10 protein-coding genes are annotated in these 15,009 nt (G+C 38.2%); 1 reads left to right on the top strand and 9 read right to left on the bottom strand.

The genetic code is table 11. The features are described 5' to 3' along the window. Window positions 1–21: 21 nt before the first annotated feature. The 8 genes from PLZ15_07530 to PLZ15_07495 form a co-directional block, all read right to left on the bottom strand. A complete protein-coding gene (locus PLZ15_07530; protein HOI29601.1) occupies window positions 22–4,755 on the bottom strand; it encodes a C25 family cysteine peptidase in 4,734 nt (1,577 codons plus the stop codon). Further along, window positions 4,752–5,630: a glycosyltransferase gene (locus tag PLZ15_07525; GenBank protein ID HOI29600.1), complete on the bottom strand. Its 879-nt coding sequence runs from the start codon at window positions 5,628–5,630 to the stop codon at window positions 4,752–4,754. The genes PLZ15_07530 and PLZ15_07525 overlap by 4 nt, the downstream gene beginning before the upstream one ends. Next, on the bottom strand, window positions 5,627–6,319 hold the full coding sequence (locus PLZ15_07520) for a WecB/TagA/CpsF family glycosyltransferase (GenBank protein ID HOI29599.1): 693 nt from the start codon (window positions 6,317–6,319) through the stop codon (window positions 5,627–5,629). The genes PLZ15_07525 and PLZ15_07520 overlap by 4 nt, the downstream gene beginning before the upstream one ends. Beyond that, on the bottom strand, window positions 6,312–7,298 hold the full coding sequence (locus tag PLZ15_07515) for a glycosyltransferase (protein HOI29598.1): 987 nt from the start codon (window positions 7,296–7,298) through the stop codon (window positions 6,312–6,314). The genes PLZ15_07520 and PLZ15_07515 overlap by 8 nt, the downstream gene beginning before the upstream one ends. Next, complete coding sequence (locus PLZ15_07510) at window positions 7,295–8,887, bottom strand: hypothetical protein (GenBank protein ID HOI29597.1); 1,593 nt, start codon at window positions 8,885–8,887, stop codon at window positions 7,295–7,297. The genes PLZ15_07515 and PLZ15_07510 overlap by 4 nt, the downstream gene beginning before the upstream one ends. Before the next feature lie 365 nt (window positions 8,888–9,252). After that, window positions 9,253–10,467 carry a peptidoglycan DD-metalloendopeptidase family protein gene (locus PLZ15_07505; GenBank protein ID HOI29596.1) on the bottom strand — a complete coding sequence of 405 codons (1,215 nt, stop codon included), beginning with the start codon at window positions 10,465–10,467 and terminating at the stop codon, window positions 9,253–9,255. Then, window positions 10,461–11,243 (bottom strand): DUF4292 domain-containing protein, encoded by a 783-nt coding sequence (locus tag PLZ15_07500; protein ID HOI29595.1) that lies wholly within the window; start codon window positions 11,241–11,243, stop codon window positions 10,461–10,463. Before PLZ15_07500 ends, PLZ15_07505 begins: the two co-directional genes overlap by 7 nt. Then, the gene (locus PLZ15_07495; GenBank protein ID HOI29594.1) at window positions 11,240–13,045 is read right to left on the bottom strand and encodes a tetratricopeptide repeat protein; all 1,806 of its coding nucleotides are present in this window, start codon (window positions 13,043–13,045) and stop codon (window positions 11,240–11,242) included. Before PLZ15_07495 ends, PLZ15_07500 begins: the two co-directional genes overlap by 4 nt. Before the next feature lie 110 nt (window positions 13,046–13,155). Here PLZ15_07495 and PLZ15_07490 point away from each other — a divergent pair, with 110 nt between their 5' ends. Continuing rightward, window positions 13,156–14,055: a hypothetical protein gene (locus PLZ15_07490; protein HOI29593.1), complete on the top strand. Its 900-nt coding sequence runs from the start codon at window positions 13,156–13,158 to the stop codon at window positions 14,053–14,055. Here PLZ15_07490 and rsgA read toward each other — a convergent pair. Then, a complete protein-coding gene (rsgA, locus tag PLZ15_07485) occupies window positions 14,052–14,963 on the bottom strand; it encodes a ribosome small subunit-dependent GTPase A (GenBank protein HOI29592.1) in 912 nt (303 codons plus the stop codon). The genes PLZ15_07490 and rsgA overlap by 4 nt on opposite strands. Window positions 14,964–15,009: the final 46 nt, after the last annotated feature.

The raw sequence follows: 15,009 nt of genomic DNA, 5'->3' as shown, positions 1-15,009 counted from the left end.
TGCTTCTCTTCATGAATCGTACTATCTTACGACAGAAAGCTTTTGCGTTGCGGTAATTTGTTCTGTACCGCTTTTTAAAACAATTTTGTAAATATAAACTCCATTACCTACTAATGAACCGTCCTGGTCCCTGCCGTCCCACTCAATCAGGTTTAGATCATATTTAAGCTGAGCAGATTCAGCCGAAATCTCTTTTATTAAACGGCCGGTAAGAGTGTAAATCCTGATCTTCAGCTGATCAGGAATACGGGTGAGCTTGAAAGTGAAATAGGTCATATCGCTGAACGGATTAGGATAGTTATAGACATGCAGCAATCGGGATTCATTAAATACTAAAAATTTCTTTTGAACGGTAGTCCTTTCGATAGAACTGTTAACCGGATTTCTTGCAACCACCTTAAATAAATATTCGCCATCCTCAAGGAAAGGTTTATAATCAATTATCATTTTGGGATTCGTACTGGAAAAACTGTAATTGATTATATCTGCATTGTTATTAAAATAGATCCGCTGGTTGTTTAGATATATTTCAACAGAAGAAGTATCTGACAGTGGCATTAAAGAACCATTGTTTATACTTATTCTGATATCAGGACTAGACGAGATGTAGTCCCCGTCGTAAATATCGGCATCGTCAAATTTAACCTGAACAACCGGAATACTTTCATCCCCCCTCACAAAAAACGGAACGGATAAATAATTATTATCAGTATAAATTTCATTCAAGGATCTGTCAGGATCGGCATTAATGATAATATAAAATGAACCGCTCAGACTGCCGGTATTGTAACTGAAAGAATAATTTCTTCTGTTATCCGTTATAATTGAATCAACTGTTATCACATTTTCCGATATTTTAACTCCGTCCGACTTAAAGAGCTGCAGAACGACTTTCACCTTTTGCGCGGTTGTCTCCCCCACATTGTAAATAGTATAGTTTAATGAAACAGTTTCTCCCTGTGTGAGAGTATCACTTGAAACATAAGAGGTGTAATTACTTATAACAAGCTCGGGTGGTTTACGGTAATCAATTATCAGCGAATCAATTTTTACTATATCATTAATGTTCTCTGATGACAATTTAAGAATCACTTTAAGATACGGATATTTCACATGATCAATAGAAGATAAGTCGTAAGTAGTCTTCCGATCGGCCGTGGTAAACAAGGTATCGTAATTCGTTAAGCCGTTTCCAAGTACAGCCAGATTTAAAAGATTTGTAGTACCGCTCAAACCAAGATTCAATTTTTCCCATTTAGCTGCGGGGCCAATTATATTGGTTAACAATTCACCCGAACGGTAATCGGAAAGGATAACAGTGTCCGCCTCAACTCTTCCCTGATATTGTTTCGAATATTTCTCCGGGACAGTCCCGGTTGCTGCACCTTTACGCCCCAGCATTACCCATGAGCTTCTGAACGAAACGTTATCGATATATTTACTGCCGTATTCTTTGATTTTGTTTCTCAGTGCAGCAGAACTGACTGTCCCTTCGTCGGACACCGTAAAAGCAACAATACAATCCGAGGAGAGTGTATCGAGGAATTTAATATACTCGTTTGTAACCGCAGCACCACCGCCATAGAGATCAAAACGTTTGTAATCAGCGTACTTAAAACTGCTGCCTTTAAACACCGCTACGTGATGACCTCGCAATGTATTTTCGGGGATAAAATTTTGTCCGTCCTTTAGAATCAGTGCCGTATTCCCGTCATTCAATCCGGCAGAAAGGAGCCTGAACCGGACGTAGTTCGAATCGAGTGTGAGAGCATCACCGACAGTCATATTCTTTACGTATTGATTCAAAAAACTCAGTGAATCAAATAGTGAGAAACTGTTTTTGTCCGATAATTTAAAAGTTATAGCAGTGCTGCTTGAATCGTCCGTATATGATTTGGCGCGTAGCCATAGTCTTTTATTCCTGAAAATGTTATCCAGAAAGAAATCAGTTTTTATTGTATCGAGCATTATACTGTAATCAACAGGATTAATAAATTTCCGATTGTCTGCAACTTGCAGAACATACGAAGAAGTTGTATTCGACGCTGTCGGCGATAAAATTCTTAAAGGATTCTTAACATAATTCTCAGCGTTTGAAGAGATCAGGTATTTAACAGAACCGCTTGGTAAAATGAAATCGAAATAGGCAATGTTATCATTCTCATAGATTTCATTAACCGCCCCTTCCGTATCCAGACTAACTGATATACGGTGCTCTCCATTCATATCCTTTACAGGAATTTTGAAAAAGATGGAATCCTCGTAGTCGGGAATAATCCTCCTGAAATCTTTAGAATAATTTAAAGAGCTATTATAGTGATCCTGAATCAGGATTTTATATGAAGCATCATTCGATAAACCATAATTACTAATACTGATTTTTATCCTTAGACTGTCCTGACTGTCCGAAAAGTTATTATCCAATATTCTAATATCAGATTGAGAAATTTTCAGGTTAGGTTTAGATGGAAATTTCAGACTGATTACCGGATCGCCAATCAACGTATTGGTTAACGCAAACAATTGATATACTCCCGATGAACCATATTTCGCAACTAATTCCATTTTAGCTATACGGTGTGCATCACCAATAGTATGAACCGAATCAGCTAATAGCTTCTTATAAAATATTTGGGGAAACGTGTATGACGTTGATGTAAATCCAAGCGAGGAATTTGCAATATAGGCAATTGCCTGGCCCCTATTTACAAATGTCTGAGAAAATGAAATAACATCCGGTTCCGCGAACCTTGAGGTTGAGCAGCCGAAATCGGTAATTAGCGGATACCGGTCAACTTTATTCTGAAGCTGCATCGGATCCGTAATTGAGTTATCCCAGGTTTGAGTACCGCTGTGTCCCAGGTAGGATATAAAGACCCCGCCGCTGTCGATAACATTGGAAATCTTTTCAGGCGTGTAAGGGCCGAAATTATTTACTGGATTAATCGTTTTATAGAAGTGTGTGAATATACCCGCAAATGGTTTGGGAGTAACATAGTTTTTGATTATAAAATCGTTAATATTTTTCAAGGCATCAATTTGCGATTGGACATTTCCGGTTCCCCCCGAGAAAAATATTACTCTTTTATTCCATGCATCAAACGGCTGATCTAAATATTCTTTATGTTTCTGGTAATACCAGTCAAGCTCCTCATTCGTAGTTACAGGAAGCCTTCCGATACTGATATCGGGAATTACTGTATTGGAGGAATCGAAAATGACAAACCATGTATCGCTTACCGGAGAGCCGAATGAGGGAACGTAATTATAAAACCGAGGCGCCCCCTGATAAGCGGCTTTATTTCCGTGATAATCATAAGTAGCACCGCCGATCAGCAGCAGATATTTCAATTTCGGATTATGCCGGAAGTCCGAGAGGAATTTCAGGAAATCCCTGACCGATTCCGGATTAAACAGGCCATAAGAGAATTCATCATAGATATCCTCAATATCAACGGTCCGGGATCTCAAACTATAACTGGAAGAAATAAAATCCCCATACTCCCGCGCTTTATTTAAGAACTTCTTATGAGTGATTATCAGGTATTCCGTAGATGCGGTGTCGGACATGAGTGATAATTGATTTCGTGAATAGTAATATTTTGGTTTCTTAATGCGGTCTTCGCCGGAAATAAAAAAGAGGTCAGTATTTGAAACAGTATCGATAATAGAAATCATATTTCCATTCACGGGAGGTAAGTACCTGCGGATTTTAGTTCCGTATTTCCAGATCGAGTTGATTTCCGATATTATTCCTGAAATCCTGATTTCACACAGTTTATTATTTAAGGGCGAGAGGAATGAGAATTTGAGAAGGCCATCATCAATTGAAAGCAGCTTTGGATATTTCAGCTCGACCCAATCGATTGCACAAACATTTAATGATGCAGAAGTAGGAAAGGATCTAATCTTCACTGTATTATTACCTTCCTGAATAAACGCCGGGCCGATTTCAGCATTCAGAACTGCCTGTTCATAACGGTCCAGACTTGTTGAATCAAGGAGAGAGCTACTGTTCAATCCAATTGCCAGAAGATGAGAATTACTTTGGAAGTCGGATGCATAATCAAAGAGTTTGCAGGAGACGAAAGCGTTCTTTCCCGGGACAAGGTTCTTGACTGCGAAGTTATAGTTTTTCGTTCCGGGATTTAATAGGCTTTCAATCCAGGTCTTGTTCCCTGTCCAGAAAGGAAAATCTTTTGTAACAAGGTCCGGCGAAGAAAAATCAAGCGCAACATTTCTTTCATAGTGGAGTGTTTCATAATATGATGTTAATACAGTATCGGCAGTGGAATTATTAAGCGTTGCATTTTCAATCACCGAATTATCATTCTCACGCCATGAAAGCCAGTAAACGGTTGTATCGGTATATCTTCCCAGATATTCATTATACGGTTTTTGTGAATCATTAATTTTGTGGTGACTGCCGCCCATATTCCGCAGGCCGACAAATTCGATAAAGTCTTCCGGATCGAACCGGCCGTCTTCTTTTCCGCTTACGAATATTGGGATTTTAAATCCGGATTTAAAAAGAATGAGATTATGAGGATCGGTAGCGGTTATATTAAATCCGTATTGCAGAAGGTCTTCATAGCTAACCCTGTAAATCCCATCCGCAGCCACACCGATCTTTAAATGAGGTTTACCGGATTCGAACCAGTTATTCAATTCCGTGTCCCGATGCTGGGATAATAGATCAGCACTATTAATAAAAAGGAGTAAAACCAGATTACCCAATAAAACTATTCTGTTCATTTTATATGATATTTATTTTTCAGATGAAAGAATGCTCTCGGCATATCGAATAATGCGGCAAGAAACAGGTTCCATGACCATGTAATCCAATGTCCACTCAGGAATTTTAGAAGACCCTTTCGATAATTAAATGCCGAATAGTATTTGAGTGTAATGATTAATTTATCGGCGTTGTTATAATTCTGTTCTTTTTTTCTTGAATAGAGATAATTCTGTTTAACAATCGGTTGAAGGTTTAAATGAGTAAAACTGTTTTCGTGGAGCCGGACTGATGTTCTGATACCATCTAGATTTGTGAAACGTCCGTGCTCAATCAGCCTTAAATAAAGATCCAGGTCGATATTATATTTCAAATCATTATTGTAACCATTAATCACTTTCATTGCTGAAGTCCTCACCATTATCGTAGGATGAGAAATAACATAGAATCCTTTTGCAAGCGCATTTGCCAATAGGTAATGTTCTGACGGTAGATCAACGTCCCAACTGCGGCTGGATATATCCGAACCGATATAACGCAATGATGTCCCGGTTAAAACATAGTCGGGATTTTCCTCAAGGAAGCTGAATTGTTTCTCAATTCGCAGGGGATGAGAAATATCATCCGCATCCATAATTGCACAATATTTTGATTCGGCGGAATTCAATCCAGTATTAAGCGCTTGGGAAATTCCATTACCACGATTCTTCATTACATATAGTCTCCCGTCACTAATCGATTTAAGGTATTCAACGGAAGCATCGGTGGAATGATCATCAACGATCAGAAGGTAAAAATCTGTATAGGACTGTGCGAGAATTGAATTTACAGCATCAGCAAGGAACGGAAGACCGTTCTTGACCACCATTAGCACCGTAATGGGCTTATACTTCATTTCAGTACCAGTTTAATTTTTCCTTTAATTATCCTATAGTAAAAAAGAGGAAGACCGAAAAGGTATCTTTTCCAGATCGATCGGAATTCAGATAACAGTCTGAAGAGCCATTCGAGATAAATATTGCTCAGAAACTGAGGGGCGCGTTTTTTTGTACCGGCAAGATACCGGAACCAGCCGCCGCACGATACGATAAGCCGGCAGTTTAACCGTGAATAATTATCAACAATCCATTTCTCCTGCTTCCCCGCTCCCAACCCGACAAACAGAATTTCAGTCCCTGAAGAGTTTATAAGGTTAATAAGCGTATCATCATCAAATGAATATCCATTTGAAACACCGCAGATATTTATCGATGGATATTTCTGTGTGAGCCGCGGAGTCATTTTCATTAGCACTTCTGAAGAATTCCCGAAAAAGAATATCCTGCATTTCTTCTCTGCCGACTCAATTAATAATTTATTGAGTAGGTCGGTGCTTACAATTCTTTTCTTCCCTCCTCCGTATAAAAGATTTACTGCTATAAATACAGCAGTTGAGTCGGGATAAAAAAGGAGTCCGTGATTATTCCCGGAAATACCATCAGTGTAGATTTTATTTATTACATTAAAGTCTGCATAGAGAAATGCCTGTTTAGAATTTTCGTTGACAGGAATCGATTCAATTGAAGTAAGAGCAATTTCAAACATCCGATACCGCCTTTAATATTGATTGAAAATCCCGGTTTACCCGTCTGTACTCAGGAAGAATACATTTAGTAAAATATTTCAGCCGTTCTGGAATCCTTCTCCCCTTAATTTTATTAACAAAAAAATCCGGAAGTCTAGACAGAATAGCTGCCGGGAAAACGGAAGGTGAAATGAGCAAATCTGAATCGGAGCGCTTCCAGTAATTCAGTGATTTTTGGGGATCTCCATAAAGGAACTCCCGCCAGCCCCTGACAATGAGTGCCTGTTTATCGGTTAGACCAAACTGATCTGACAGATCTTCTCCGTAGTAAGAAGATTGAATTTCATAGATCATTTTATAGTTCTGTAATTTATTCAAGTTGCTGCCTGAATCTTCCCTTTCCCGGTAGAAATAAAGAACTTGAGGAAGGTTATAGAATTTTAGATGAGATTTATATTTAAGCCAGATAAAATAATCGCCGACAATATCATAACGGGCATCAACTTTGAATCCGCCGAGTTTCAGAAATTTCGATTTTCGGAACATTATTGATGGATGACAAATATCCGAATAGAGGGCCAGATATTTTTTTATCTCCTCATCATAAATACTTCTGTTTACGACATAACGGATTCTATCGTTTTTAAAAACAGCATACCAGGACGAGAGGAGATCGATATCAGGATGACTTTTAAAAAAATCCATCTGCTTTTGCAGCCTGAGAGGATGAGCCAGATCGTCTGCGTCCATACGGGTTATAATTTCATTAGAAGATTTTTCAAACCCGTAATTGATGCTATCCATAAGACCGGTATGTTCCTTTCTTATGTATTTGATTCGCGGATCATTGATATAATTAATCAAAGATTCTGTATCATCTTCTGAACCATCGTCTATAATCATCAACTCATAATTGGTGAATGACTGATTCAGAATGCTTCGAACCGCTTGAACTATAAAACGTCCGTTATTGAACGCGGGCATTAATACAGTGATCATTTCAATTCCTTCCATTTCAGGCCATCGAAATAGAGAACCTGATCCGTATCTTTTTCAATTATTTGGGGAATATCGAGAAGAATCCGGCTGAATCCACGTCCAGACCTGCTCGATTCTTTTTCAATTATGCGGTAACGTACGAAGTCTGGATTATAAGGATTAATGAGAAGATAGATCAGAGGATCGTAGGAAGTAATTTCATAGTAATCCCCTTTTTTTCTGCAGTCAATTATTTTTTTATTAAATAGGGAGAGATCATGATTTACAAGTACTAATTCGTAAAATACAGGTGAAGTGATTATACTATTTACAAGACCAACTGAACTGTGAATATAATAATAATACTTATACGGAATTATATCATTCGAATCGGAACATAAAATAAAATTTTGTCCACTACATGATTGAATTAAGTCAACAAGTTCACCGAAATTTTTCTTTTCATGCACAAATATCGTTTCTAAACTTTGTGTCCTGATCAAGAAAGAAATTGAATAAGACAGAATCAGTAAACCGGTCACTAAACAAATCATCCGTACTGATTTCATTTTCGAAAACAGGTACATAAGTAGAACAAGGAGCCATAAGAGAAGAATACCGTTTAATCTACTGCCGCCTGTCGCGAAAATTCTCGGGTATATAATTATGACTGTTATTATTAACAGAAGAATAAATTTCTTCCGGAGATTTTTTCTTATCACAACAAAAACAAATAATAGAATTGACGCCGGGATAAAGATAAAAGCAGCAATCTCTTTATTTAAAAGGAAATAGTTATAAATATTGCCTGAGAAGAGAGGGAAAATCAGATGAAGAAGAATTCCGAAGAAAGAAAATGGTTTTTTCCAGAGATTACCCAGTAGGTTCTGATAATCGCTATATATAAAATAGTTAAGTGATGAGAATAGAATTAAGATAAATATTAAGAAAACATAGAATAGGTAAAGTTTGAATTCCGAATTTCCCTTTTGCCTCATTTGATATATTGAACCAATTAGAAGGAGAAAAGGGAGATGGAGTGAACTCTGTTTCGATAAAATCGATAGGATGTAAAAGAGGAAAGAAAAGAACAGGAGATACTTTTTTTCATTTTTGAAATAGAGTAAAAAACAGATTGCGGACCAGACATAGAAAAGCAGCATCAGGGACTCAGTCCGGTTGCTGATCCAATAGATCCAGGTAAGACTATCCAGGTGGATGGAAAATATAATACACAAGACTGTAATTGTCGTTTTTGAGATATTGATTTTCAAGAATTGCGTCAGCAAATTGAAAAGGAAATAGATCGAGATTACGAGAAAAGTGTGCAATATTAATCCCGATAGTTTAATTGCAATAGAGTTATCACCGAATAAATTAAAGTCGAGCCACAGACTAAGATATGTAACCGGCCGGAGTGAGAGAAAAAACTGCGAGTATTTTGTGATATCAAATGGATTGTACTGATTACTGCTAATTACTGTAAAGAGATGATAATCATCCATTATATAACCGGGAATTTTCAGGATTACAGGGATGTAGATCATCACATTTAACAGGACCAGAACCAGAAGGTAGATATAGTTTCTTCCGGCTGATTTACCAGGCATAGTAGATTTTATCTTATTAAATAGATACCTAATGGAATTAACAGATCAGAATCTGAATCGGTTGTAATAAAACGAGAAGTAAAACTGAAGATTGTACATTGCCTGTGGTACAAATTTCTTTCCCCCATGAACTGATAAAAATCTAGTCTGCCAAATTTCTTCAGTAAGGATTTATTAAATATCAGTTCATTTTACATAGCTTAAATTAATAATATAGTTTTTTAAATTCCAATAGATAATATTTTTAAGAGAATAAATACCCGGGTATTTTCATGGGAATTATAAACGCCTTTGCAAAGTGGATTAATAAATTGGGAAACGATTTTAGAGAAAATTAAACGGATAAGAGTAATCAGGTTAGAAATTTACTTCCTGGCCAACCAGATTTCAGGATTCTGGTAATTTCTTTCGTTCCAGATTTCGAAATGGAGGATATTGCCTTCCAGACTTTCATTCACGCTGCCGATAAGCGTTCCTGCAGAAATTTTATCTCCTTCCTGAACTGAAATATTAGAAATGTGTCCATAGACTGTTCTATATTCATCGCGGTGAGTTAGAATAACGATGGATCCGTAGCCGGGGATCCAATCGATAGCCGAGACGACCCCTTCGGCAACTGCAAATACGTTCTGCTCCCCTTTCACTGATATATCGATTCCGTAATTGAGGGTAACCGTTTTAAGCCGTTCGTTCTTATTCTCACCGAATTTGCGGACAACCTTACCGCCCGAAACAGGCCAGGTAAGAATTCCTTTGAGTTCCGCAAAATTCTGGAAATTGCTGTAATTATATTTTGGCGGGGAAATACTTTCGCCCTGTTTCCTGGCCAGAAGCTTTGCTTTCCTTTCACGTTCCTCTTCGATAAGACGGGCTATTATATTCTTAATCAGTATTTCAGCTTTTCTTTTCGATTCGATCTCGGAAGTGATCATCTTCTGATCCTGCTTAAGAGTTTTGATCAGATCTTTCCTTTCCGACTCGCGATCCGAGAGGACTTTCTGTTCATTTTGTTTTAAAGCAACAAGGTTTTCCTTTTCTGATCGCTCCTTTTCGAGCTGGGACGCGAGGAGATTCAGCTCATCCCTGCTTTTACCAAGCTGGTTTAGTGTTATTTTATTCTGCTGCGAAATGTAGCGGAGGTACCTGTATCGTTTAATAGTCTGATTAAAAGAATCGGTATTAAGAAGAAAGCGGAAGAGAGAAAGTCCCCTGTTTTTATAAACCCAGACGACATAGTTGCTGTATTTTTCTTTAAGAACCTTAATTCTATTTTCAACAGAACCAATCAGTTTTAAGGTTTCTTCTATTTCCTGCGATTTATTTTTTTCTTCGGTAACAAGATTATTGACAAGTTTATTAAGAAGTAGTTTCTGGCGGTTAATGTTTTCCAGGGACTGTAGAGATTCCTTTTCGGTTTTAGATTTGCTTCTCAGTTCGTTTTCGAGGCGGGAAATTTCATTTTTTATATTCGTCAGTTCAAGGTTCTTCTGCTGTATGCTGTCGGCAGTCTGAGCATACATAAGTAACGGAATTGATAGTAAGAAAAGCGCAGATACTATTTTCTTGCAATCGCTTACCATTCTCGAATTTTCACATCTGTTGGGATATCTATTAACAGGTCAACATCATTCCGGTTAATCTCAATCTTCCTGTATTCCACTTTCAGCCGCTGTTTGTTCACGATGTCGTTAAGAATAATTTCCTGCGGAATAGGAACATCCTCGTAAGTTTTAAAACGAGAGTACTTCCCTTCCACCAGGATATTTCCGTTGAATTGTTTAAGGACATTTTCGCTGATAGCTAAATCATCGGCTCTTACAGTATAGACTTTTTCAATTTTCTTTAGAGAATCAAGATATGTAAGCCGGTAGAGATTACCGTCTGCTTCGAAGCGGTCCGGTTCAATTCTAAGTTTATCAGTCAGATTAACGCTTCCGGCAAGGGCATCGATCAGTTCATCAAACGAGAAATCGACTTTGAGAATCTGCCTCATAATACCGTCACGCATCTTGCCGTGGTAGAGATTGTTATTAATTACATCGTAAAACTGGAAATCCTGAGGAGTAATTAAGGCATGCGCAAGGTCAATTCCGAACGGGCCATAAAAAGAAACCTTAAGTGAATCGGGTTTTTTTAAAATTACTTCGAAACTGCTTCCGGCATTTAATTCGGGTGAAAAGATATTAAGGGTTCCGGTGCCCCGGAAAGTTTTAACTTTTCTTCTGTTGGCTTCAAGTTTCTTAATCAACCTGTCCGAAGAGATTATCCTTTCGTCAGAAACCTGTCGGGAGGGAGCGCATCCCCCGGCAATAAAAACGAATGCGGTAACAATAAGCAACGGAATATATTTTTTCACAATTCACCTTTCTCAATTTTCTCTTTGAACTTATTATTATTGGGTTCAACATCAAGAGCTTTCTTCCAGAATTCAAGCGCTTTAGGTTTATCACCCAGTTTATAATAAACATCGCCCAGATGATCCAGTACAGTACCGCTATTATTTTCATATTTAAGCGATTTTTCAATATACGACCTGGCTTTTTCAAAATCATTCAGCCGGAAATAGATCCAGCCAAGTGTATCGAGATACGAAGGATTTTCGGGTTCAATGTTAACGGCATTGCTGCTCCATTCAAGTGCCTCGTCAATTCTTACACCTCTTTCAGCAAGTGAATACGCATAGTTATTAAGAATCAGCGCATTCCCTGGATCGAGCGACATCGCAAGTGAATAAAGGGAATCGGATTTTGAATACTCCCCTTTTGATTCATAGATTAATGCCGTCATTCCAATCACCTGAATATCATTAGGGCTGAAGATCATTGCTTTGTTCAGATAAACAAGAGCTTCATCATCCTCCTTCAGCTGATTCAGAGTATATCCGTATGCAGTAAGAACTGTTATATCATTCGGATTGATTTTAACAGCTTTGCCGAGATACTCTTTAGCAGAACGATGATTTCCCTGCTGGGAAAGTGCAAGACCGTAGATAAGATTTATAGCAAAGTCGTTCGGAAAGCTTTGAACACCTTTTTTTAGCAGATCAACAACGAGCTGGTACTTTCCGTTATCGAACAGTGTGCCTCCCAGTCGGATCCAGAGTTGATTATTCCATTCAGCCAGTTCCGTAGCTTTTTTAAAGTAATCGATGGCAAGAGAATCATTCTTAAGACGGATTTCAATTTCACCGAGATATGCGTTTAACTGCCAGTCAGTAGTATCCCTGTTCAGCCGTACAAATATCTCTTTCGCGTAATTAAGATTAATAGAATTTTTTTCGACAGCGTTAAGAAATATTGTTCCGATACCCAATTTATTTTCATATCCGATTTCTTCACTCCGGAGTAATCTGCTGTACTGATCGAATGCGTTCTTCCACTCTTCGGTCTGGATATATGCGGCACCTTTCATTTCATACAAATTAAGGTCGTCCGGAAAACTGATAAGACTTTCATCAATCAGCTTATGAGCTTTATCGTACTTTTTAGTTTTCAGATATGATTCAATAAGAACTTTCTGAAGCCGGAGATCGGACGGATTAAGATTCAGAAGTTCTTCAAATGTGCTGATAGTTTCATCAATATTGCCGAGGCGCTCGTTAAGATCGATAATACGTATAAGCAGATTCCATTCCGGTCCGAGCAGACCGACAAGTTTATTATAAATAGAGAGGGCGTAAGTAGGTCTGTTCTTTTCATTTAGCAGCGCGAGTTGATAGAATGCCGGGTAATTCGAAGAATCGCGCGCAATAATTTTCTCGTAAACAACCATCGAAGAATCATCGAGGCGGGACGACGAGTAGATTGAAGCAAGCAGATAGAGATATTCAGAATTCGTTGAATCGAGCTGAACCGCTCTGCGCGAATGCTGAATTGCAGATGAGAGTTTATTTAACTTGTAATAATTTTTAGCAATTGCAAAGTGAATACCCGCTTGAGGATCGTATTTCAATGCATCGAGATACTCATTAATAGCCGACTCATATTCACCTTTAAGCTCCAGCATCGAACCGTTAATAAATTTCTCCTGTGCTATCTTGCCGGTAGAAGTAATAATTGATTTACTCTCTTTATCAGCAGTACCGGCCACCTTAACGGAATTTGAGGAGCACCCGGCGCTAATAATTATCATCAATAAAAAGAGTGGTTTAAGGTTCATAAAATCCTTTAATTTGAACGAAAAAATAAACTATAACGTTTTGATTAACAAGGCAAAAGATTGCTAGCTAAACAAGGTTTACCTATTTTCACAAAAATTTTTCCTGAGAAATGTACAAATTCGATCTGGCAATATCATATACCTGGCAGTACGATAAGGAATTTATCGAACTTACCGAAAAGATCTTTCAGAAGAGCGGCCTGAAGACTTTTATTATTTATAAAGTGAATATTCACGAGGTAGCCACTTTGTTGCGCCAGAGGAAATTATCTTTCAAGGCATATTTAGACCGGGCTTCGGATGAAGACCCCGAATTCAATATCATAACCAAGCTGCTGCTGCGCCGGAAATGTTATTTAATTAATCCGCATAAGGTTACACGGAAAGTAACTGACAAATCTTATTTCCACAAAAAACTTCTCAGAAAAGGTTTTAACCTGCCTGAGACTTTTATTGTTGAACCATGGGATAAAGATGAAAGATTATTTATTACCGGGAATGATCTTAGGACAATAAAGATTCCGTTTATAATTAAACCGTCGATTTTTTCAGGCGGCGGACAAGGTGTAGTAAAGGACGGTACTTCAATTGAACAGATTCAAGATGAAAGGAAGAAAGGACATACCGAAAAATATCTTATACAGCAGAAAATCGATCCCGTAAGGATCGATCATAAGCGGGCCTGGTTCAGGATATTCTGGGCATTCGGGAAAGTAATTCCCACGTGGTGGGATGACCAGACTCATCTATACAAAGTATTAACAAAAGAACAGATAGCGAAATACAAACTGCAAAGGATGATAAAAATTACACAGGGTATTGCAAGAATCGCTAAGATCGATTATTTCTCTACAGAAATCGCACTTACAAAATCCCACCGTTTTTACCTGATCGATTATATCAACGACCAGTGCGACATGCGGCTTCAATCGAAACACAAAGACGGTGTTCCGGACATTGTCGTTACACAATTCATTGAACAGATGAAGAGAAAGGTCGCCGGACTCTAAAAATTCATATCGTCTTCAATAGTATCAAGAATATTTAGATAGCTTCTGTACCTTTCGGGGTTTATAATCCCTTTTTCTACAGAATCAATTACAGCACATCCGGGTTCATGATGGTGTGTGCATGTATTAAATCTGCAATCATTCAGATAAGGGAGGAAATCGACAAAGAAATGGCCAACATCCTCTTTCCTGATTCCGTAAGGATCAATTTCGCGTATTCCGGGTGTATCGATTATAAAAGTATCCTCCTCAATTTTTTTAAGGACTGAAGTAACGGTAGTATGTTTTCCTTTAGAAGTTGAGGAACTGATCTCTCCTGTCTTAAAATTGAGGTGAGGATAGATTCGATTGAGGAGAGAAGATTTCCCTACGCCCGATTGTCCCCATAGAAGGCTGACAGATCCTGCAAGGGCAGATTTTACATTAACGAGACCCGAATCCTGCTTGACGCTTGTTTCGAAAACGGGGTAACCGATTTCAGTATAGAGATCGATCCAGAATTTGGCCTGACAGGGTTCTTTAAGATCGGACTTATTGATAATAATTTTAACATTAACATGCGAGCTTTCACCTGCAAGAATGAGGCGGTCGAGTAATCTATTGTTAAATTCAGGATTCTTCCAGCTCGCAACAACAATAAGGTTGTCTATGTTGGCTGCGATTATCTGTTCAAGTCTTTCGCCGCGGGTTCCGGCACCTTTCAATTTTGGCACTTTCCTTGAGAGATAATTTTTTCTCGGCAGAATTTTGTTGATTACGCCGGATCCATCATTATTCAATTCATACTCAACTATGTCCCCAACAGCAGCGATATCAAGTTTATAGAGCTTATCTGATTTGAAGCCGAATTCCTTTTTAAACTTTCCGCGTAAAGAAGTTCTTATTTCATTATCCGATTCATCAAGCAGGTAATAATCCTTGCTCTCGATTTTGAATATTCTGGCTTTTATGATT

This window comes from Melioribacteraceae bacterium, assembly GCA_035362835.1.
Taxonomy (GTDB): domain Bacteria; phylum Bacteroidota; class Ignavibacteria; order Ignavibacteriales; family Melioribacteraceae; genus DSXH01.
Note: the sequence above shows the minus strand (reverse complement) of the source record. Positions and strands in the feature narration are given on the sequence as shown.